16 protein-coding genes are annotated in these 22889 nt (G+C 38.2%); 4 read left to right on the forward strand and 12 right to left on the reverse strand.

What is annotated here, in order from left to right; all coding sequences use genetic code 11:
- Positions 1–13: 13 nt before the first annotated feature.
- Together BLO53_RS00215 and BLO53_RS00220 are read right to left on the reverse strand one after the other, a co-directional pair.
- Positions 14–874 carry an AraC family transcriptional regulator gene (locus BLO53_RS00215; RefSeq protein WP_092058130.1) on the reverse strand — a complete coding sequence of 287 codons (861 nt, stop codon included), beginning with the start codon at positions 872–874 and terminating at the stop codon, positions 14–16.
- 7 nt (positions 875–881) lie between these two features.
- Complete coding sequence (locus BLO53_RS00220; RefSeq protein WP_092058132.1) at positions 882–2075, reverse strand: acetate/propionate family kinase; 1194 nt, start codon at positions 2073–2075, stop codon at positions 882–884.
- Between the two features lie 143 nt (positions 2076–2218).
- Here BLO53_RS00220 and BLO53_RS00225 point away from each other — a divergent pair, with 143 nt between their 5' ends.
- Together BLO53_RS00225 and BLO53_RS00230 are read left to right on the forward strand one after the other, a co-directional pair.
- Positions 2219–3454, forward strand: coding sequence for a tRNA(Met) cytidine acetate ligase (locus BLO53_RS00225; protein WP_176757088.1), 1236 nt, complete (start codon positions 2219–2221; stop codon positions 3452–3454).
- A gap of 110 nt (positions 3455–3564) precedes the next feature.
- Positions 3565–5673: a cyclic nucleotide-binding domain-containing protein gene (locus tag BLO53_RS00230; RefSeq protein ID WP_092058135.1), complete on the forward strand. Its 2109-nt coding sequence runs from the start codon at positions 3565–3567 to the stop codon at positions 5671–5673.
- 107 nt (positions 5674–5780) lie between these two features.
- On the opposite strand, the gene BLO53_RS00235 is transcribed toward BLO53_RS00230, so the two are convergent.
- The 8 genes from BLO53_RS00235 to BLO53_RS00270 all read right to left on the reverse strand — a co-directional run bounded on the left by BLO53_RS00235 (position 5781) and on the right by BLO53_RS00270 (position 16740).
- Entirely contained in the window at positions 5781–6623 is an 843-nt protein-coding gene (locus tag BLO53_RS00235; protein WP_092058137.1) for a sugar phosphate isomerase/epimerase family protein, read from the reverse strand.
- Positions 6624–6673: 50 nt separating this feature from the next.
- On the reverse strand, positions 6674–8569 hold the full coding sequence (locus BLO53_RS00240) for a family 43 glycosylhydrolase (RefSeq protein WP_092058139.1): 1896 nt from the start codon (positions 8567–8569) through the stop codon (positions 6674–6676).
- 52 nt (positions 8570–8621) lie between these two features.
- Entirely contained in the window at positions 8622–10337 is a 1716-nt protein-coding gene (locus tag BLO53_RS00245) for a glycoside hydrolase family 43 protein (protein WP_092058140.1), read from the reverse strand.
- Between the two features lie 13 nt (positions 10338–10350).
- Positions 10351–11073, reverse strand: a complete 723-nt coding sequence (locus BLO53_RS00250) for a rhamnogalacturonan acetylesterase (RefSeq protein WP_092058142.1) — start codon at positions 11071–11073, stop codon at positions 10351–10353.
- 92 nt (positions 11074–11165) lie between these two features.
- A complete protein-coding gene (locus BLO53_RS00255; protein WP_092058144.1) occupies positions 11166–12041 on the reverse strand; it encodes a carbohydrate ABC transporter permease in 876 nt (291 codons plus the stop codon).
- 12 nt (positions 12042–12053) lie between these two features.
- Positions 12054–13010, reverse strand: a complete 957-nt coding sequence (locus BLO53_RS00260) for an ABC transporter permease (protein WP_092058145.1) — start codon at positions 13008–13010, stop codon at positions 12054–12056.
- Positions 13011–13159: 149 nt separating this feature from the next.
- Positions 13160–14833 (reverse strand): hypothetical protein, encoded by a 1674-nt coding sequence (locus BLO53_RS00265; protein WP_092058147.1) that lies wholly within the window; start codon positions 14831–14833, stop codon positions 13160–13162.
- 404 nt (positions 14834–15237) lie between these two features.
- The gene (locus BLO53_RS00270; protein WP_092058149.1) at positions 15238–16740 is read right to left on the reverse strand and encodes a UxaA family hydrolase; all 1503 of its coding nucleotides are present in this window, start codon (positions 16738–16740) and stop codon (positions 15238–15240) included.
- Positions 16741–16977: 237 nt separating this feature from the next.
- Between BLO53_RS00270 and uxaC the strand changes: the two genes are divergently transcribed.
- Positions 16978–18396, forward strand: coding sequence for a glucuronate isomerase (uxaC, locus tag BLO53_RS00275; RefSeq protein ID WP_092058151.1), 1419 nt, complete (start codon positions 16978–16980; stop codon positions 18394–18396).
- Positions 18397–18400: 4 nt separating this feature from the next.
- Complete coding sequence (locus BLO53_RS00280) at positions 18401–19423, forward strand: LacI family DNA-binding transcriptional regulator (RefSeq protein ID WP_242829041.1); 1023 nt, start codon at positions 18401–18403, stop codon at positions 19421–19423.
- 120 nt (positions 19424–19543) lie between these two features.
- On the opposite strand, the gene BLO53_RS00285 is transcribed toward BLO53_RS00280, so the two are convergent.
- On the reverse strand, positions 19544–21202 hold the full coding sequence (locus tag BLO53_RS00285) for a glycoside hydrolase family 9 protein (protein ID WP_176757089.1): 1659 nt from the start codon (positions 21200–21202) through the stop codon (positions 19544–19546).
- A 38-nt stretch (positions 21203–21240) separates the two neighbouring features.
- On the reverse strand, positions 21241–22881 hold the full coding sequence (locus BLO53_RS00290; RefSeq protein ID WP_092058155.1) for a hypothetical protein: 1641 nt from the start codon (positions 22879–22881) through the stop codon (positions 21241–21243).
- Between the last annotated feature and the right edge of the window lie 8 nt (positions 22882–22889).

Consider the following 22889-nt stretch of genomic DNA (forward strand, 5'->3'; position numbering starts at 1 on the left):
ACTTTATGATTCTTTATCTGTTGCAGTACTGAGAATACTTCTTAGGTGATATGCCAACTGACTTGGTAAAGGCCTTAAGGAAGTTGCTGTAATCGCTAAAGCCGCATCTGTCGCAAACCTCACTAACGCCTATTCCCTCAGCTAAAAGGGATTTAGCAATAGATATTCTCCTTGCCGTCATATATTTATTGATCGTAGTTCCAGTAGCAGCCTTAAATATTCTGCATATATAGGACTCACTGATATAAAAATGCTTGGCAAGGTCTCCAATACTAAGCGGATATTGGATATTGTTATTAAGATAAGAAAGTATCGCATCCACCTGCTCATTATAGGTAGCAGTCTTCTCAGTAACTTTATTATTCTGTTTGTCGCAAATTATCTGGTTGATCATAACAAAAAGTTCAGTAAATGTAGCCCTTTCCAAAAGGTCATGTCCATAACCGTTACTTGTTATGATCTTATTTATAAAATAAAGAAATCTTCCCTGCTGCTCTGCTGACAGTTTAACTTTATGCGAGAATTTGTCATTTCTATCCTGAAAGCACGCGTCAAGATTTGTTTCTGCACTTGAAATGCTGCGCATGTACTCAGGATCTATCATTATTACAATTCTCTCATGAAGTTCCTTATCTATCTGAGTCAGATAATGCGAATCATACTGATTGATCAGGAAAAGATCTCCAGGCTCAATGTCATAAACCTTATTATCAATAAGGAATTGCTTGCCACCTGAAATTGAAAAATACACTTCATAGCAGTCATGAATGTGCATTTCCATAGCTTTTTCATCTTTGTATAGGTGAGCAATGGCAAAATACTTGTTTTCCATGCTTTTTGCCATTGCTTCCTTGCATGAATTAAGTTCTTTCATAATCTAATTATTTGCATAATGCATATGTATCACGAGCTATAGCAAGTTCTTCATTAGTAGGGATTACCATAAGTGTTACCTTACTATCAGAACCAGAAATGATCTTGTCCTCACCATGAACCTTGTTAGCCTCATCATCAAGAGTAGCACCAATAAAGCCAAGCCTATTGCAGATAAGTCCACGTACAAATCCGCTATTCTCACCTACACCTGCAGTGAAAGCGATGGCATCTACTCCGCCCATAGCTGCTGTATAAGCGCCAATATACTTAACTACTCTGTAAACAAAAGCATCTACAGCGCGCTTTGCACCTTTATGTCCGTTCTCATATCCAGCCTGGAGGTCCCTGAAATCAGATGAAAGCTCATCAGAAAGTCCAAATACACCAGACTTCTTATTAAGAATGTTTGTAACCTCAGCAACAGAAGCATTCTCTTTTTTCATAATGAACTCTACAACTGAAGGATCAATATCTCCAGTTCTTGTTCCCATGATAAGTCCTTCAAGTGGAGTAAGTCCCATAGATGTATCTACGCACTTGCCACCATCTACTGCAGATACAGAGGCGCCATTTCCAAGGTGGCAAACAATCATCTTAAGCTGTGAAGGGTCCTTACCAAGAACCTCTGCAGCTCTCTTACTTACATATGAATGGCTGGTTCCGTGGAAACCATATCTTCTAATACCATATTTCTCATAGTATGAATAATGAAGTCCATAAAGATAAGCTTCTTCTGGCATTGTCTGATGGAAAGCTGTATCAAATACTGCAACCATCGGAACAGAAGGCATAACCTTCTGGCAAGCCCTGATACCGATAAGGTTTGCAGGGTTGTGAAGAGGTGCAAGGTCACTAACATCCTCAATAGCCTTGATAACTTCGTCATTGATAACAACAGACTTTGTAAACTTCTCACCGCCATGTACAATACGATGTCCTACAGCTCCGATTTCTTCAAGCTTAACAACACCATCCTCAGCATTTGTAAGAGCCTCGATAACAAGCTCAATTGCTCTGTTATGGTCTGGCATTGGTGTAACCTTTGTAACCTTGTCCTTACCCTCTGGAGTATAAACAATCTGGCTTCCCTCAATACCTATTCTCTCGCAAAGGCCTTTACAGATAACAGCCTCTGACTCTGAATCGATAAGCTGGAATTTCAGTGAAGAACTGCCGCAGTTAATTACAAGAATTTTCATAAGATAACCCCTTTTCATATTATTATTAATAAAGCATTTATTTTTGAAATAAATCGATGCTTTGCATTTGCATGATGCATCATTATAATTATATCAGTGAAAAAATTATTAGCAAGAGCAAAATTGAAAGCGCTTACATTTTTATGAAAACTATTGGAATCATTGCAGAATTTAATCCATTTCACACTGGCCATCTTCATCTGATCGAGGCCTGTAAAAAAGACCTAAAGGCAGATCATGTCGTTATCGTTATGAGTGGCGACTTTGTTCAAAGAGGCTACCCTTCTTTTTGCGATAAATACACAAGAACCCAGATGGCTCTTTCCTGTGGAGCAGACATAGTATTTGAGTTGCCAGTTTGCTATGCAACAGGAAGTGCTGAATTCTTCGCAAAAGGAGCTGTTTCTTTACTAAACAGACTTGGGATTATTGACTATCTTTGCTTTGGAAGTGAATGTGGCAGTGTTGACCTTTTAACCTGCATTGCAGACATTCTGGAAAAAGAGCCCGCAAACTACAAGGAAACTCTATTAAAAGAGCTAAAGTCAGGCCTTTCCTATGCCAGTGCAAGACAAAAGGCACTCCTTGCCTATATTTCTTCTTCTAATATTCCATATAACAAAAAAGACGTAGAAAACGCCTTTCTTTCTCCTAACAACATTCTGGGGATTGAATATATTAAGGCTCTTATAAGCTCTGCAAGCCCCATACAGCCTTATTCTATAAAAAGAGTTGGACAAGACTATTCATCTGATATATTCACCGAATATTCCAGTGCATCAGCTATAAGGTCATATATTTCAGCAAACGGCATAACAGACAATTTATCTTTAACTATGCCTGAAACATGTATCAATATTTTAAGAAATAATGCTGATTCGATAAGTAATCCTGGTAAACTGTCTGCCCTTCTAGGCTACAAACTTATTTTGGAAAAAGATAATGGCTTTGACCGTTTCCTTGACATAAATACAGATCTTTCCAATAAGATAATTGCGAATATTGAAAATTATGCTGATTTTGACAGTTTTTGCCAGCTATTAAAATCAAAAGATCTTGCCTATTCAAGGATCAGCAGATGTTTGGTCCATATACTTCTTGGTATAACCAAAGATGATATGGAAGAGTATAAATCAAAAGACTATATCTCCCCTTTGAGGGTTCTTGGAATGAAAAAATCAGCATCCTCTCTTGTAAAAAGAATGAATGCTCTGACGGATAATAAAATTCTTATAAACCTGAAAAACGCTTCCAAGATACTATCAGATGATGAACAGGAGATTCTAAAAAAAAATCTGTCTTCATCTGAAATATATGGCCTTATATGCTCAAGAGGTCCCCTAAATGAATATAAGCTAAAGCAGATTATTGCGAATTAACTTAATTTTAAGAATTGCCTTGTCTTTACTGATTGAAGATAAAAATTCAACGTGTTACCATTAATATGTGTACGATTTAATAATATTTCACAACTGTCCGGAGGTAACAAATGGGGCTTGTCAAACTAGAAAAAGGTCAGATTTTGCACAGGGCTGGATCAGATATAGTAGAAACAATCGAGGTTCTCGTTAAGGGAAGCCTTAAAATTTCCAATCAGTTCACTTCTATTACTCTGTCTGTTGGCAGTTTCATTGGCATAGTTGAAGCTCCAGGAACTCCATATAACTATACAATTGAAGCCCTCGAAGAGACTTCTGTTTATTCCTATCCTTATGACAACGCCGATGATATCCCCAATGTAGTTCGTTCAAACCCCAAAATAGCCCCTATTCTCGCTGCTCAATCTGTTGAATCTGCCTTTAAATGCTGCGACATCTTTGAAAAAGAATTTGAAGATGCCCTATCAGAATATGAGCAGATAATCTCTGATTATAACGACTACCCTGCCCTTTGTATAAAGGTAGGAGAAATAGCCAAGCCATTTCCAGAAATAGAAACTATTGAACCTCCTGAAAAAAGCGACAATATAAAAGATTGGGCCTTTGACTTTGTCAGAGCATTAAAAGCCAATGAAGCATCTTTAAAAAAATCCCTGTATCCTCTAAGTATCGAAATAGCTACTGGTGTTGTTATGTCCTCCTATACTATCTTCCATAAGATTTCCGAGGAATCCAAACACCTGATACAATATAGAAATACACTAAAGAAAACAGCTACAGCCTTTACTAATACAATGAAGGCTATAAATGCCAAGTTAAATGATCTGGAAAACAATAATGGCGATGGTTCTGTAGTGACCATTGTCAACGCTCTTAATACAATTCTTGAGTATTCTGGTGTATCACCAGAGATAGCTGCCAAATTTGAAGAACAGTTATCTGAGTTTAAGGCCAACAATAACCGCTATGATTCATCAGATGAAGCAAGAGCACTCAGAAGAAGCATTGGCTCAACTTTCTATGATGTCTACACTCCTGCCTATATAAAAAGTTTAAACGACAATAATATTCCAATAGAGCTTAAAATGTTCTTTATGTTTGGTTTTGTAGACGAGGAACTTGCTGGAGAAAAAAATACACAGATTCTATACAACATGGCCAAAGCATATGTTCCGGATCCTGATGGAAAAGTTCTTACAATCTATGAGTGGCTACTTAAAATATATAATCTTGAACTCGAGCCCTCCAGAAACGAATTTGACCAGGACTGGCCTACCTATCTTCGAGAGCAAAAAAGCACCGGGCAGTTAAACCAGGCTCAGGTAGAGCTTATGACAAATGACCCTACTAGCAGACTTCAGTTTGAGATTCATAATCTTTTTGGTCTTGGAAACAGAATGACCTTTGGCAGAATATCATCCTTTGTTCCAGTTTTTGACGCTCAAAATGTACTACGCCCGCTTGATATGGCTTATCTTACAGTAACTAAAATAAATGACTACTATAAGATGATCAGGAATCTGGACTATGGTGTATTTTGCAGATCTGCTGTCTATTCAAACCCTGAAATTGGCATAACCCAGCTACACTACTCAGAAGACATCACGCCATATATGATTCTTTTGCCTAATGTAGGATCAAGAGCTGCTCTCTGGCAGGAAATTGAGGGTAAAAACAGACGAACGCCTGCAAGAATGGTAGTCTCCATCTTTAATACAGAGAATACCGAAGAATGTATGATAAAGCTTTTTGCAGAATTCAGATGGGAAATGTGCAAAACTGAACAAGGTGTGCACTGGAATGATGTTACTGATCCATCTCTTACCTCCATGTATTGCGATTATCTTCAGTTCTATAAAAAGAATCCTTCTCTATCATCAGATATGAAGGAGAAGTTAAGAACAGACTTAAAGAAATACAACAACAATTATAAAAATATGTTCATTGCAGACTATCTAGCATATACCAAATTTGAAGCTGCCGGATCCCCAAGACTTAATAAGGTTGCTAGAGAAATTCTCTTTACCTTCTGTCCTTTTTCTAAAGATTTAAGGGAAAAGATTGCTGATAATCCTCAGTATACTGAGCTTATAAGCCACTACAATACCAAAATACAAAATCTAGCAAAACCTGTATCAAACATTGTAGCCAAGCTAAAAAAGGAAGATATTCCAATTCCAGAGGCTGTAACAAAGCAAATTGAATATCTGCGAAGCTAAATTTATTTCAAAACATAAAATCTATTGATATCAAATCAAGTCAAAATCGTTAGTCTTTCTACTAAATGAGCCGCTAGTAGGTCTTACCATCTAGCGGCTCAATATTATTAAGCCTTATATTTTTTCTCTATATTCTGTATAAATTCCCTTGCTGAAACTGCATTATCAGGCTTTGTATCTTCAAGTGTAGCATGGATAAAAGGCTTTTTCTCAACTGCAAACTTCACAACAGCGTCATAGTTGATATCGCCAAGGCCACAGGCCATGCTCTTTACGCTTTCGCCCTCTACCACTGCATCCTTTAAGTGGATCATGCATATATCTTTACCCAAAAGATCTATCGCCTCCTCAAATACCTCCTGCCTCTGCTCAAAATTATCAGTCCACAAAAGGTTAACAGGATCAAAGATAATCTGAAGATTTGGAGAGCCTATCTTATCAAGAACCTCTCTTGCTCTCTTAGGATTCCATACTATATGTCTGTAAACTGGCTCAATAGCAAGTATAACGCCCATTTTCTCGGCATATGATACAACAGGTCTTAAGTTGTTTACAAAAATATCAAGAGCCTCCTGAGAATGACAGGCCTCCTTGTCGTAGTGATAATCAACATTTGGAGCACCAGTCTCAGTACCAACCATTCCAGCCCCCATAAGGGAGGCAAAACGAAGATGTGCCATATATTTGTCCTGAGTTGCCTTAAGTGCAGCTTCATCAGGAGTAGCCAGATTAAGATAACAGCCAAGTACTGCAACATCAAGATCTGCTCTTCTAAATGCATCTCTCATATACATTGCATATCCAGGCGTAAGCGCATCTGTATTTGCCGTAAATCCGGGCACCTTTGAAAGCGCAATATGAGTACAGGTAAAGCCCTGTCTCTTTATCTCCTGTAATCTTTCCTCGAAGGGAAGTTCCACTGTGTCATGAAATCTGATTCCTATCTGCATTTTGGTATCCTTTCGTGTAAAAAATTAGACATCGTATTATAAAAGCATCTTTACAGACTTACATATAAAGGAAATTCAAAGACAGCTGTTAGACTCTCTTTACCTCCATAGGCATACATGCCAACTAATGCCCCTGTAAATCTTTTACCAATATGATAACCCTCATCACATAGATAATATACATCAGAAAGTGTATTAAATGTTGTTAATTCTGAAGAAGGAAGCAGTCTGTAAGATAAGGTCCTTACAAGCATGTCTGTTGTCATAACAAGCTCAATCCCGCAAAATTCTGCTTTCAGAGCCTTTTCTCCATAAAAAATATTATCATCCTCTCCAATATGCTCATTTGAATATATATAAAGCATGCCATCTTTTTTTACTATTCCAAACTCCAGATAAGTGTTTTCATCATAATAGCCTGTTATTCCAGCACTCTGGCCTTCTTTTAAGTCTAATGGTTTTAGGATAGCACTATATTTGAACTTAAAACTATCCTGTCTTCTTAGAACTATATTTCTGCTATCTACGCTGCTAAGCGGAGCCTTACTGCCCCTTATGTAAAACTTATTACCTTTAAATGAAACATCCCCTGGATAAAAGCCTCTTGGAGTCATGTAATCCATAGGTAAGCCGCAGGGCGAAATAGTATCTTTTCCCGTATTTTCTGATTCAATCTTCCCTTGATTAGTGAAATCAGCATCTGCAAAAGGTTTTACCTGCATGCAGGACGGCCCTTTTAGATTATTTACGATTGGCCAGCCATCTGCGGTCCAGGTAACTGGATCAAGCGCCGTTTCTCTTCCAAGAATACTATAGCCATTCCCTATTTGTCTTCCGCAGAGATATACCATAAACCAGCGCCCATCAGGGGTTTCCACCAGATCTCCATGTCCGCACCTTTGAATGGCCGCTTCCTCATCATTTTGTCTCATTATAGGATTATATGGGCAAGGCTCATAAACGCCAAAAAGTTCCCTACTTCTTGCCACTGTAACTCTGTGACCAAGACCTGTGCCGCCCTCAGCCTGAAGAAGATAATAATAGCCGTTCTTTTTGTATATATGAGGTCCCTCTGGAGCTCTTTTATTGCTGCCATAATAAAGAAGCCTTGCATCAGATATTTTTTTAGTTCCAGTATCATCTAGCTCAAATATCCTGGCGCCTCGGTTTAATAGCATATAACGCCTTCCGTCATCGTCATTAAAAAGGCCTGGATCAATGCCATCCTCATCGATGAAAACAGGCTCGCTATAAGGCCCCTCAGGTTTATCTGATGATACGACTATTTGCCGCCTATAGACAGGTCCCGAGTCATTAAGTCTGTAAGTAGCTGCAATATAAAACTTACCATTGTAGTATGTAATATCAGGAGCCCAGTATCCACGGCCTCCCTCAAGTTCGTCAAGAAGAGCCCACTTAGGATTTGTAATGGCGTGGCCTATAATTTCCCAGTGCACAAGATCTTTGGAATGAGAAATGGGAATACATGGAAAAAAGATAAATGAAGAATTGACCATATAATAATCGCTTCCCACCCTGCATATGGACGGATCAGGAAAAAAGCCTGGTCTTATAGGATTTCTATAATAATCCTCATATTTGTGACCATACTTTTTTTCCAGATAATCTTCTATTTCTTTAAGATTATTTAAAAACTCCTCATTTGAGCATGGCTGCTTACTCCCCTCAATTTCTTTTATCCTAGAATGGACAATATCCCAAGGGGTTGTAAGATCATCATCGCCCATTAGGGGATCAAGCCCGCATCTGTCTACAAGATACCTGAACATTTCAAGATGTCCAGAAATTGCGGCATAAAAAAGGGCTGTTCTATGCTTTTCGTCAAACTCATTGAGACTTGCTCTTGAATACTCAACTATCCATTTAACAAGTTCAAAGTCTCCCTTCCTTGCAGCTTCATATATATTTATATTTCCGACGTCCATTTCATTACTCCAATTTACATTTTAATCAGTCATACTCTAATCCAATTAACAATCATAACTCACTAGTTATTACTGATTTAAATCTTGCATATCCGCATTTATTCAGATCACATTTATTATCTGACAGAGCAAAGATTCCCACCTTAGCACCAACCCAGGTGTGATCAGAAGGACTATATTTAATGCCAAGATCAGTCCTTATAGCTTTCTCATCTATACCCTTTTCATTTTTATCTCCAATCAAAAGATAAATCTTAAGATCAGGAACATATGTCTTATCCTCAACATTTGCAAAATACATTCTTTCAGAAGTTATGCTCTTATCATCACAATCAAAGACAAGATTAAAAGAGATGTTTTTAAGTCCCGCGTCCAGAGAAATTCCTTTCGCTCTACATATTTCTTCAAGGTCAAAATCTGCAAGAACTATCTCTTTTTTATCTAGGTCCCCACCCTCGCTTCTTATTGTTCTTACAGTATACTTATCTTCCTTTTCTCTTTTGATATATGCTGCAACATACTGCCCACCAGTCATACAAACGCCGCACTTTTCACCATCTTTAAGTCCTGTAGCATCAACATTGATCTTAGTTTCAAACATAGGATAAACAATCTTCTGTGTCAGAACATTAGGGCTTTTCCAGATTATCGAAGTATCCTCACCAGAAAGATTTAAAGCATTAAGGCACAAGCCACCTTCACTATTACTTATGTCATTTGTATTATGCTCGACATTACCATTATCAGAACCTATGATTCTTGTAAAATACTCATAATGATTTCCAAGCCACTGCCAGGATAAATTATACTTTCCATTATCAAAGCTATCTGAGGCAAGATCATTTATATTTCCTTTCCCAGATGCCTCTTTGGCAATTATTTTAGATTCAAACTCAAATACAGGCTCTCCAATATTATCCTTATCAGGGTTTATACCTACGATAGGCCATCCATTCTTCCAGGAAACCGGCTGCAGATGGCAGATTCTTCCATACAATCCCCTGTCCTGGAAATGAATAAACCACTCATCTCCATTTACTGTATCAACAAGTCCTCCCTGGTGAGGTCCGTTTATGCAGCTACTTCCTGTATGCATTACTTCTTTTATCTCATAGGGACCGCGTATATTCTTACTTCTAAGAACAACCTGATAGCCAAACTTAACGCCTCCCGCAGGAGCCCAAATGTAATAATAGCCATCACGTTTGTAAATCTTGGGGCCTTCTATAGTAACTGCTGGATGATCCTTGTCATTACCATCAAAGATAAAATGATCCTCCGATATTGCCTTTAACCCATCACTGCTAAGCTCAAATATTCCAAGAATGCTTTTAAAACCAATTCTACTCTTAGCATAGCCATGGATCACATAAGCTTTACCATCTTCATCCCAAAATGGGCAGGGATCAATAAGGCCTTTTCCCTTAAGGATACAAACAGGCTCTTCCCATTTTCCCAAAGGATTTGAAGTTCTTACAACATAATAGCCTTCATCAGGCATTCCATAAAAAATATAAAACATTCCCTGATGGTACCTTATAGCAGGAGCCCAAACCCCCTCTGAGTGTCTTGGAATGTCATATCTTTTTTCCTTAATATTATCAAGAGCATAGCCAGCAAGTTCCCAGTTTACAAGGTCTTTGGAGATCAGAATAGGAAGACCAGGTGTATAGTTAAAACTACTGGCGGTCATATAATACATATCCCCCACTCTTATAACATCAGGATCAGAATAATCAGCAAAAAGAATAGGATTTCTATATTTCATTTATTTCTCCCCATTAACCATTTATTTCAATATCGTAGGTTTCTTTCAAATACTCAGAATCTGCAATAAGCGTAGAATAAGGTTCTCCAAGTTCAGTCAATCCCTTAGCTATCATTCCGGCATAAAGAAGCGCACCTTCGTAGCGCAAATGTGAGTTATCCTTTTTTCCTTCAATTGCCCAGGAAACTTCACCAGGTTTCAGATTCATGTAGTACTTTTTAGAAGCTTCATCTCCAGTTTTTTCAAGAAAATTCCTACTCATAGTAAAAAGATCTACCACTGGTACATTAAACTGTATGCCAGCCTCTTTCATCCCCATTACATACTCAGTATGCTCTGATGGTTTAAGATTTCCATTTTCATCAAAGAGTCTTCTCTCTACCGAAGTAATAAATACCGGATATGTTCCCTTGTTGCGGGCTACATTCACAAACTTTCCAAGATTTACAATAAATTCACCATGAGGATCTGTATATCTTTTAGGATCATTTATCTTTTCATCATTGTGGCCAAACTGAATAAAAAGATAATCTCCCTTAGTTATATCGTTATAAATAGCAGCTAACCTGCTTTCATCAATAAAGCTCTTTGTGCTCCTGCCATTTACTGCATGATTACAGATTGCTACATCCATTTTGGTATATCTGTCAAATGCCTGAGCTATTCCAGTCTGAGGGTAGGTTCCAAATTTGTTGCATGCTACTGTTGAATCTCCTGCCCAAAATATATGTCTCATTTATATCTCTCTCCTTTAATCCACTCTAAATCAAGTATAAAAAAAGAGAGAAATTGTAACCAATTTCTCTCTCTATAAGTTTTAAGGAAAAATCACTCCTTAACAGCACCTACATTAACACCCTGTACAAAATACTTCTGAAGGAAAGGATATGCTGCCATGAATGGAAGGATCGCAACAATAATAGCTGCATAATACAATGTATTCTGAGATACCTTGTATGCTGTTGTTGGTGTATCACCATCCATGATCATAACCCTCAGCTTGTACTGGAAGTTAACCTGATCAGGATTTGTAATATAAATCTGAACTGTGCTGTAGTCATTCCATACAGTTACTGCATACATAAGACCAATTGATGCAAGAGCTGCCTTGGAAAGAGGAAGTACTATCTTGAAGAAGATTCCCATAGGAGAGCATCCATCAATCTTAGCAGCCTCAAAAAGAGACTCTGGAATGCCTTCAAAGAAGTTCTTCATAAGTACAAGGTTATAAACGTTCATACCATGTTTGATAACAAGGATCCACATTGTATCTACAAGGTGAAGCTGTCTCATAACAAGGTATTCAGGAATCATACCACCAGAAAAGATCATTGTGAAAAGAAGGAAAAATGAAAGTGCATTTCTTCCTGGCATATCCTTCTGAGTAAGTACATATCCTCCAAGTGTTGAAAGTACAAGACCAAGCAATGTACCAAGAACAGTTGTAACAACTGAATTGATGAATGGTCTATATAATCTAACTGTTGTAAAAATTGTGAGGTATCCGTTAAAGGTAAAATCCTGTGGCCATAATCTGAACTTATAAACTCCTACTGAGTTAAATGAGTCAACTACAACCTTCCAAATAGGGATCAATACGATCAAAGCAATGATAACGAATACTACATAGTTAACAACATCAAATACGTGAACCTTATTTTTCTTGGCTCTTACACGCATCTGAGCCTGTTTAGCCTGTGCCATAATGTTCCCTCCTTAAATAATTCCACGTCCGCGGATTCTCTTACTAGCCCAGTTACATACAAGAACAAGTACACAACCAACGATTGACTTAAACAGACCAACTGCTGTTGTGTAGCCATAATCAGGTATGGCAGTAAGGAAAGTCTGACGGTAAACATATGTAGAAATAACATCGGAAACACCAAATACACGGTTGTTATATAAAACGAATACTGATTCAAAAAGGTTAAGAACCTTAGCAAGGTTAAGGATCAGTACGATAATTACCGTATTCATAAGTGCTGGTACTGTTACATACCAAATCTTCTGAAGTCGTGAAGCACCGTCAATATCAGCAGCCTCATAGAGCTCAGGGTTAATACCAGAAAGTGTTGCAAGGAAAATAACTGTTCCCCAACCTGTCTCTTTCCAGATATTGATCAAATAGAAAATTGGTCTCCACAGTGTCTGTGAATGAAGGAAATCGATACTCTTTGAAATGAGTCCCCATTCCTTAAGTGTTTCATTTACAAAACCAGTTGATGAAGTTGAAAGGAACAACTGGAAAATAGCTGCTACTACTGCCCAAGACATGAAGTGAGGCAGATAGATGATAGTCTGTAATGACTTCTTAGCAAATATATTGTGCATCTCATTCAGGAAAACAGATACAAGAACAGATGTAAAAGTTGTTATCAGCAGCTTTGTTATAGATATTTGTAAAGTGTTTGTGAAGGCTGTCCAGAACTCCTTCTTAGAAAACATTGTCTCGAAATTCTTAAGACCAACCCATGTGATGTTCTTGAGCTTATACTGGTAGAAAGCATATCTTACACCAAGCATAGGCCAATAATATATGATGATTACAAAAACTAGTACTGGAAGAAACATCAAATAGTATCCACGGTTGTTCCAGATACGTGTACCGAGAGGTTTCTGATTGATAGGAGCACCAGTGGATGTAGTAGTAACATTTTGTTTCTTACTCATAGCATCCTATTCCTTTCACAATAAATCGTTACTTTTTTACTATTATATTATATCAAATCTTTAATTTTTTTCAAAAAAATCCCATCCTCCAAAAGAGCTTTTCCCTCGGAGGATGGGAAAAAGTCAAAGTATTATTAGCAAAATGCTAATTACTGAGCATTGAGCTCATCAAGAATCTGCTGAGCGATATCGCCAAAGTCAGCCTGATACTGAGCAATAGCTTCCTCAGGTGTAATCTCACCAGCGATAGCCTGCTTCATAAGTGTTGTCTTCTCTTCTACAAGAGCTGCCTCGTTCTCTGTAAGTGTATCGCAAGAAGCTGCTGCAGGAGCATCAACACAGTTCTCTGTGAAGAACTTGTTACCAGCCTGTACAAGTGCATCGTTATCAACGAAACCGTTTGTAAGAGGAGCAATTACAAGGACTGAATCAAGGTGATTCTTCTTCCATACAGAGTTAGGGTCGTTAGGTGACTGCTTAAGGTGGAACTCACCCTCTTCATAAGAGTAGTCCTTCTTCTTCTCAGGATCATCAGCATTTGTTGTGAACTCTTCTGCGTGTGTTGACCAGTGAACATCCTCTGCACCATATGTCCAGAGTGTCTGAACCTTGTCACCATCAAGCATTGTCTCAAGAAGAGCATCGAAGATAGCCTGCTCACGAGCAGAATTGCCATCCTGATCATCTGTGATTACCCATACAGGAGCTTCTCTGTTGAGGTATCCGCCCCATGTATCCTTGATCTCCTGGATAGGAGCAAGCTGAACGAGTCTATCATCACCAAGATCGTTGTCAACTTCCTGCTTCTCCATGTTTGTTGTAAGTGTTCTAAGCCATGTACCAGCCCAGTATGTGAATACACCTTCTGATGTTGTCTGATCGTTTGAGAAGAACTTCTCACGAGCCTGCTTTGTTCCAGCTTCCTCTGTATCAGGATCGATAACGCCATCAGCAACGCCCTGTGCAAGTCTTGCAAGAGCATCGATTGTAGCCTGCTCCTGGAATCCATCTACCCAAACGCCGTCCTTCTGATAGAATGAAGGATATGCGCCCTGCCAGAACTCTGGCATATAGTTGATGTATGGAGCCTCATCAAGCTTACCATAACCAGCTGCGATAACACCGTATGTACCAGCTGATCCGTTTCCATCAGGATCATTCTCTGTGAATGCCTTGAGCATTGCATAATAGTCATCGAATGTCTTGATGTCTTCTGCCTTCATTCCTACTGCATCAAGCCATGACTTCTTGATGTAAGTAACACATCCGTTACCATATGTAGGAGCAAATCCGTAAAGGTGGCCTTCCTTATCCTTCATGTTCTCGTTGATTGTAGGAAGTGTGATACGTGACTGGAACTCTGCGTTTGCATAAGCATCAGCCATATCCCAAAGAAGACCCGTTGTCTGATACTGTCTAAGCATTGTAGCGCTCATGATAAGAGCATCTGGATAAGAACCATCGCCAACCTCACCTGTTGTAAGAAGACGAGATACTGTTCCAGCATAGTCTGAGTGATCAAGCTGGTTGATAACAAGATCAACTGGGTGACCAAGCTTCTCAGCTACTGCAGCTTCCCACTGCTCTTCGAATTCCTTCTGTCCGCTCTCTACTGTAGCTGTAAGTGTTCCATCAACTACGATGTTAAGAGTCTCAAGGTTAAAGTCCTCAACAGCTGCTGTCTCGCCAGCATTCTCTGTCTGAGTTGCATCGCCAGCTGTCTGAGTTGGCTCTGTTGTGTCTGCAGGTGTCTCTGAAGCACAAGCTGCAAGAGAAGCTACCATTGCTGTTGAAAGAAGTAATGATAAAACTTTCTTTTTCATTATTTTGTTCCTCCCAATAATGATTTTTGAATTTAAAAATGTAAGCGTTTTCACTTGCTTATGTACGTACTTTATCATGTATTTAAAACCTTTGCAAGCACGAATTTTGTAGGATTTGTAACAAAGTTGTACATTTTTTTCGGGAAGTGCCGTTTTTACTGCATTTCCGTAAGTGCTTACATGTAAAAAATCACAACAATTTTTTTAATAAACTGTGAACGAACGTAAAATAGCATGTTGTTTTATACAACAGTTTACACAATGTAACCGGTTTCCATTTGTGCACTTTGTATATTTGGCAAATAAAAAACAATCACATAATGCTCTACTTTTGTCATTTATTGCTTACAAAATAGACAACATGCATAAGGCACTTATATTTCCGTAAGTCCTTACATTTATTATCAGAGGGTTACTCCTCTCTTCCAGATAGCCATATCATGGAAGCCCGCAATCTCGCTCTTTAACTTTTCGCCAGAAGCTGTACGCAGGATTTTGTCAAAAAGATCATCTGTAAGTTCTTCAAAGCTCTTTCCCTCAAGTATCTGTCCTGCTCTAAAGTCAATCCAGTTACTCTTTTTGTCAGCGATTGTATTGTTACTTGCAATCTTCATAGTAGGAACAGGGCATGCAAAAGGTGTTCCTCTTCCTGTTGTAAAAAGAACTATCTGAGCACCGGCACTTGCAAGTGCTGTAGCTGCACAAAGGTCATTGCCAGGAGCACACAAAAGATTAAGCCCCATTACATCTGTCCTCTCTCCGTATTCAAGAACATTCATGACAGGATAATCTCCAGACTTCTGAGTACAACCAAGAGACTTATCTTCAAGTGTTGTAATACCGCCTGCCTTATTTCCAGGAGATGGATTTTCATAGATAGGTTCACCCTGTTTGGTGAAATAGTCTTTGAAACCATTTATCATATTTACAGTGTCATTAAATGTAGCCTCGTCTTTACACCTATTCATGAGGATAGTCTCTGCGCCGAACATCTCTGGAACTTCTGTAAGAATAGATGTACCACCACACTCTACTATCCTGTCAGAAATTCTACCAACCAGAGGATTAGCTGTTATTCCTGAAAAGCCGTCGCTTCCACCGCACTTAAGGCCAATAACAAGCTTTGAAGCATCTACTTCTTCTCTTTTATCATTGGAAACAACATCAATTATTTCTCTTAAAAGCTCAAGTCCCTCTTCCATCTCATCGTCTGATTTCTGAGAAACAAGGAACTTAACTCTGGACTCATCAACATTACCTATATATGGCTTTAATACATCAATATTACTATTCTCACAGCCAAGTCCAAGTACAAGAACGCCTCCAGCATTTGGATGATTGATAAGATCCGCAAGTATAGTTCTTGTATGTTCCTGATCATCCCCTGTCTGTGAGCAGCCATAGTTATGTGTAAAGGCAACTACTTCATCAACACTTCCCTTAACAAATTCATTTGCCTTTTTGGCAAGCGCTGTAGCAATGTTATTGACACATCCAACAGTAGGAATGATCCATACTTCGTTTCTAATTCCAACCTTGCCATTTTCTCTTACAAAGCCCTGGAATGTTCTCTTCTTGGTGCCCATCTGCGCAATCTTTTTTTCTATATTTTTAGTATCTGGTTCATATTTATAATCAAGGATTCCCTCAAGGTTAGTCTTGATATCATGAGTATGAACCCATCTACCAACCTTTATATCCTCTGTAGCATGGCCTATTGCATAGCCATATTTGATCACATTTTCATTATTATCAATATCTTTTATTGCAATTTTGTGGCCTGCAGGAATCTCGTCTAATGCCACAACCTCTCTTCCATATGAAAGAGTAATCTTCTCACCCTGTGAAAGAGGCTCTAAACATACAACAACGTTATCTTCTGGATGAATCTGTAAAAATCTGCTCATATAACCTACCCCTTGTTTCATTTTTGTTACATAATGTAAGCGTTTACAATTCCAATATATAATCATATATGCCTAGAGTCAACAAATTTTTCTATTGTATTTACTAGGTTCGTCTTGTATAATATTTTTGTCTATTTTTATGAAATCGCTTACATATTTTTTACATTTTGTAAGTCTTGTAGGACTAGTTTCACTTGCTAATAACTACTTATTTAATAAAATTCGGAGGTAAATGGGATGAAAAAGTTCATGGATGAAGACTTTTTGCTTCAGAGTGAAGCTGCTAAAAAGCTTTATCACAACTATGCTGAAAACATGCCTATTCTCGATTATCATTGTCACATCAGCCCCAAGGAAATTGCTGAGGATCGTCATTTTGACAACATCACTCAGGTTTGGCTTGGTGGTGATCACTATAAGTGGCGTCTTATGAGAGCATTTGGTCTTGATGAGAAATATATGACCGGGGATGCTTCAGACAAAGATAAATTCCTTATGTTTGCAAAGTGCCTTGGCAAAGCCGTAGGCAATCCATTATATCACTGGGCTCATCTAGAGCTTCGCAAGTACTTTGGTTACAACGGAGTACTTAATGAGAAAACTGCTGAAGAAGTGTACGATATTTGTAATAAAGTTCTCCAGCAACCAGACATGGGTGTACGTAAGCTCATCAAGATGAGTAATGTTACACTTATCTGCACAACAGATGACCCTGTAGACAGCCTTGAATGGCACGACAAGATCAAGGATGATACATCTTTTGATGTTAAGGTTCTTCCTGCTTGGCGTCCAGATAAGGCCAAGAATATCAGAAAGCCAGAATTCGTTTCATATCTTGATACCCTTTCAAAGGTTAGTGGTGTTAAGGTTGATTCCTTTGCCAGCCTCAAAGAGGCCCTCAGAGTAAGACTTGACTTCTTTGCTTCAAAGGGATGCAATGTTACAGATCACGCTCTTGAATATGTAATGTACCGCCCTGCTACTGATGAGGAAGTAGAGGCTATATTTGCCAAGAGACTTGCTGGCCAGGATCTTTCTTATGAAGAAGATCTTAAGTATCAGACAGCATTCATGCTCTTTGAAGGTGAAGAAATTGCCAAGAGAGATTGGGTAATGCAGCTTCACTTTGGTTGTAAGCGTGATAACAACACTCCTATGTTTGAGAAGCTTGGTCCTGATACTGGTTTTGATACAATTGATGCTTACTATCCAATGGGCGAGCTTGCTGATTTCCTCAATGCTCTCCACTGCAAAAAAAGCCTTCCTAAGACTATTCTTTATAGCCTTAACCCTAATGATAACAAGATCATCAATACTACCCTCAACGCCTTCAATGAAGGCCCTGTAGTAGCCAAGATTCAGCAGGGAAGTGCTTGGTGGTTCAACGATACTAAGATGGGTATGGAAGATCAGCTTGCTTCTGTTGCAGAATCAGGAAATCTTTCAGGATTTGTTGGAATGCTCACAGATTCCAGAAGTTTTACTTCCTATACAAGACACGATTACTTCCGTAGAATTCTTTGCAATTTCCTCGGAAACTTCGTAGAAAACGGTGAATATCCAGAAGAGAATCTTGATATTCTCGGAGAGATTGCTGCTGATATTTCCTACAATAATGCAGTAAGATATTTCAAATTTCCTTTAGAAACGAGATAATATTATGAGTAATCAGATGACAATTTATGATATTTCCAAAAAAGCTGGCGTATCAATTGCCACTGTCTCACGAGTATTAAATGGTAGCACTAACGTTAAGCCACGCACCAAGAAAAAGGTAATGGACATCATCGAACAGTATGGCTATAAGCCCAATGCTTTTGCAAGAGGTCTTGGTCTTAATTCCATGAAGACAATTGGTATTCTGTGCGCGGATGCTTCCGACCTTTATCTTGCCAAGGCTATCTACTTCATTGAGCAGAACCTTAGAGAAAATGGTTATCACTCTGTTCTTTGCTGTACCGGATATGATATGAACGCCAGAAAAGAGTCCCTTAATCTCCTGCTCTCTCAGCATGTTGACAGTGTTGTAATGGTAGGTTCTAACTTTATCATGAACAATGCAGAAGACAATCAGTATGTCAAGGATGCTTCTGCTTCTGTACCTATCATGCTGCTAAACGCTGACTTTGACTGTCCTAATGTTTATTGCACCCTTTGCGATGATTACAAGGCAACTCAGGACGCCACAGAGAAAATGCTTGATGCAGGGCTTAAGAATATCCTTTACTTATACAACAGTAATTCATATTCAGGTCTCAAGAAGCTTGCAGGATTTCAGAATGCTCTCCTCACACACGACATTCCTCTTAAAAAGGAAATGCAGCAGTGTTTTAAGGGAAGCCATGAAGATATAGATGGTGTAAAAAACTTTGTTGAAAACCTTTATAAAAAAGGAATCAGGTTTGACGGTATTGTTACCAGTGATGATTTCCTTGCAGTTGGAGCAATGAATTTTGCAAGAGCAAATAACATCAATGTTCCCAAGGATCTTCAGATAATAGGATATAATAATTCCATTTTGACCAAGTGCTCAGAACCTGTTATTTCTTCTATAGACAATCGTCTTGAAGATATGTGTATTCAGCTGGTCAAGACACTTATAGGTACTCTTTCATCCAATGAGATGCCTCAGAAAACTATCTTCTCTGGAGAACTTATAAAGAGAGGATCAACATCTTTCTAAAAAGTAAAAGAGAATCTTTTCAGTTAAACTAATGAAAAGATTCTCTTTTTTCATCTAAATAATTATCTAACTCACTCTATTATTTGCTATCTGCCTAAGGCTATATAGTAAACGGAAGATTTATCTAGCGTTTACTGTAGAAAGAAGCCCTGCCATAACAAATACAAGTGGTGAGTTCCAATAAATAGTGATCTCATTAAGTGAATAGCACTCTACGTGATCTAAATAGCACTTCATAGGAGGAAGGTTCTGACCACGAAGGCTCTGAGCACGCTCATCATGAAGTCCTGCATTTGGTCCACCAGATACAAGTCCTGGCCATGGCTCTTCTATATCATCTACAGCAGTTGGACGAAGGTGCGGATTCTTAAAGGCCTTCTCTCCGTTTCCTGATACATAGCTGATATCCATGCTATTACAACCTAGAATATAGTCAAGTCCGGAAGTGATAGCATTATAATACTCTTGTTTGAAACTCATAGTGTTAGCAACACTAAGTACCATCATGTATTTAAGAAGTTCCATGTTGCTGCCCCATATAAAGTCTTCCTTGGCCATACACAGATTAAATCCATTTCTTGAAGCTACATCACATAACCTTTCAGCCTCATCAAAGAAATACTTCCTAGCCTGCATTGTAAGAGCATTATCCTCTTTTTTAAGAATAAGGGACATACATCCAAGTCCGGCAACTTCCGCCCATCCAAGACTTGCAAATACACCGCAGTGATAAAGCTTATTCTCAGCCTTTTTATCAAAATCCTCTACTCTGTTTCTAAGTTCTAAGGCATCACTATAGTACTTGCCATCCGAGGTTGCTTCATATAAAGCGCATGCAGCCCAGAATCTGTTAGAGCCATCTTCAGCCTCATCATACTGGCCAGTATTAGAACCTTCAGGATTAAAGAAAAGTTTCTCCTTGGGATTATCCAAAAGCCACTTATAAGCAAGAAGTGATTTCTCCATTAGCTTATCTGCATAAGCCTTGTCATAATCCTTGTAGATTGTATAAGCAAGAGCAAATACAGCCGCTATATCAGCTGTAGCAATTGAAGAAGTTGCAAAAAGGAACAGTTCGTTCTTGTCATCCTCAGGCATAATAAAATCTGCATGATTAAAGGTTGTAACCTTATGCCATACTGATCCATCCTCGCGCTGCATCTTCATAAGAAAATCAAGTTCAACCTTGACTTCTGCAAGAATGTCCGGAAGATTCCCCTTATCTCCCTTCACCTTTGGAATATCAAACTGTACCTTAAGAAGGTTATCAAAAAATCTTACGCCATAAAGAAGATGTGCAACAGCCACAGCTCCAGCTGTAGAATACCTGCCATAATCTCCTGCGTCGTGCCATCCGCCTGTTACATCTACAGGAGGAACATCCTCCCCATAGACAGTTGCCATACTCATATGACAGGGCTTATGGTAATATATGCCTGCATGCTCTTTATCAAGAGCATCTCCGCAACGAAGGAAATAGAAACATTTGCAGATATCCTTCATGAGCTTGTCATATACACTTCCGGAAATCTCAAATGAAAGACTCTCTTCTCCTCCAGCCACAACCTTATATCTGCCATTTTCCTTTAATTCTGAGAAATCTGCCACATAAGTGTCTTCACCAGATATCTCATCTTTTCCAAAGTGTGTTGCATTGCCCTTAAAAACAGATTTCCCCTGATCTGAAACAACCTCAAATTCTGATGCTTCAAAGGTAAGCACTGCTTTCTTGGCACTTTCAGGCAAAAATCCAACCTGATCAATCAATACTTTTTTCACCGTAATTACCCCCAACTAGTAAATTGTTTATATTGTCACTATTCTATTTTAACAGATTCGCCCCCTATTAGAACATAATGATTTTGATAAGAATCAACATGATAATGTAAAAGATCTTTTTCATCATCTGGTTCATCTATCAAAAGAATGTCTTCAAGAACAAGGGCACTTTTTGTGCTAAGCGGATCATAACTATAAAGCGATGCCCCATTCTGGTAATAAAGCTTATGATCAGCCCTTGAATATTTGATTATAAGACCTTTGTAATCATAGTTATTATCTAACCTATCAATCAGGTTATAGTTTCCGTTACTTCCATCATATAGATATATTTCTAAATCCGTTGTCAGAATGTATTGTTCATTATATTTTTCGTTAGAAACAACCCTTTTAGCCTCTATTTCCTTTTCAAGATAATAGGAATCAGTGGCGCCCGCTGAATAAACATATCTATGCAATAGACCATCATCACTTTTATAATAAAATGTTGTGATAGCATCATCGTAAAAGCTTAAATAACACTCACTGGGTCTACCAAAAATCTCTATGCAGTTCATATCGTTATTGAAATATATAGTTTTTTTATCGCTAATGAAACCAAATCCGCCAAAATCTCGATCCGTGATTACTTTTATGTTAGGATTTATACCATTTGGAGAAAAATAATCCTTAGCAAAATATAATGAATTTTTTTCTGACTCAATTACCTTAATCTTTTTTTGATTCTCCGAATAATAATATGTATTTCCATACTGACCATAGATCATCTGTTTCATGTCTCTGCTAAAAACAGCAAATGAATAGTTCATTTTATTGCCAAGATACTGATTTTTGCCATTTTTATATATATTGATATAGTAATCAGGGTTTTTATCATTTGAGCCGGTAACCTTCTTTTCACAATAAACAGTCTTGCCATCAGAAGATACATACCTTGGATAATCAATATTCCAATACGCATCACCAGCATTAAAGCTATACAGATGCTTACAATTATCTTCAAGGTCCCACACAGTTACCTTGTTAGATTCTCCAAGTGACAGTGCTGCAAAATAACGACCGTTTGGAGAAATAGCCCCTCTAAAAACATCCTCGTCATGGAAATGTACTAATTCGCAGATATCTTTATTAAGATCATAAAGATATAGGTTATTTTCTCTTGTATATTTGCCTGTAGGAGCCTCCTTAATTACAAATATCCTGCTTCCATCAAGGCTCATCCCTGCATCTTCAACTTTTTCAGAAATAAGTGTTTTCTCAAGGTCAGTGTTATACAAGTATAGTTCGTCATAAGTGGTAAGGATAAGCACGCGTTTTCTTGATGCATCAGTACAAACCTTGTATGAGGTGTAATGGGGATTTGAATAGTTGGCCTCTATGGTATCTTCTATGATATTTACTTTTTTACCATTGCTGCTAAAAAGATAATCGCCATAGACTGTTACAAAACACTCATCCATCTTCCAAAGCGCTTCACCTGTAGCCTCGTGAATTCGCTCTTTTTCATAGATAGCTTCCTGTTCTTTTTTATGATTATAAAAAAATAAGCAGATAACTAACCACACCGTGGCAATGACAAGAAGGATCAATCCGATTCTTATTAACTTTATTCCTATTTTAGGACTATTTTTCTCACTAATAATTTCTTTCTTTTTATTCGTCTTTTGGAATGATTTCAAAAGATTAT

This window comes from Butyrivibrio sp. INlla14 (assembly GCF_900102515.1).
Lineage (GTDB): Bacteria > Bacillota > Clostridia > Lachnospirales > Lachnospiraceae > Butyrivibrio.

Coding starts and splice junctions, on each gene's coding strand:
- uxaC (WP_092058151.1), top strand. CDS start 16,978: ATGAAAAAGTTCATGGATGAAGACTTTTTGCTTCAGAGTGAAGCTGCT.
- BLO53_RS00235 (WP_092058137.1), bottom strand. CDS start 6,623: ATGCAGATAGGAATCAGATTTCATGACACAGTGGAACTTCCCTTCGAG.
- BLO53_RS00240 (WP_092058139.1), bottom strand. CDS start 8,569: ATGGACGTCGGAAATATAAATATATATGAAGCTGCAAGGAAGGGAGAC.
- BLO53_RS00255 (WP_092058144.1), bottom strand. CDS start 12,041: ATGGCACAGGCTAAACAGGCTCAGATGCGTGTAAGAGCCAAGAAAAAT.
- BLO53_RS00270 (WP_092058149.1), bottom strand. CDS start 16,740: ATGAGCAGATTTTTACAGATTCATCCAGAAGATAACGTTGTTGTATGT.
- BLO53_RS00265 (WP_092058147.1), bottom strand. CDS start 14,833: ATGAAAAAGAAAGTTTTATCATTACTTCTTTCAACAGCAATGGTAGCT.
- BLO53_RS00225 (WP_176757088.1), top strand. CDS start 2,219: ATGAAAACTATTGGAATCATTGCAGAATTTAATCCATTTCACACTGGC.
- BLO53_RS00220 (WP_092058132.1), bottom strand. CDS start 2,075: ATGAAAATTCTTGTAATTAACTGCGGCAGTTCTTCACTGAAATTCCAG.
- BLO53_RS00245 (WP_092058140.1), bottom strand. CDS start 10,337: ATGAAATATAGAAATCCTATTCTTTTTGCTGATTATTCTGATCCTGAT.
- BLO53_RS00250 (WP_092058142.1), bottom strand. CDS start 11,073: ATGAGACATATATTTTGGGCAGGAGATTCAACAGTAGCATGCAACAAA.
- BLO53_RS00260 (WP_092058145.1), bottom strand. CDS start 13,010: ATGAGTAAGAAACAAAATGTTACTACTACATCCACTGGTGCTCCTATC.
- BLO53_RS00280 (WP_242829041.1), top strand. CDS start 18,401: ATGAGTAATCAGATGACAATTTATGATATTTCCAAAAAAGCTGGCGTA.
- BLO53_RS00230 (WP_092058135.1), top strand. CDS start 3,565: ATGGGGCTTGTCAAACTAGAAAAAGGTCAGATTTTGCACAGGGCTGGA.
- BLO53_RS00215 (WP_092058130.1), bottom strand. CDS start 874: ATGAAAGAACTTAATTCATGCAAGGAAGCAATGGCAAAAAGCATGGAA.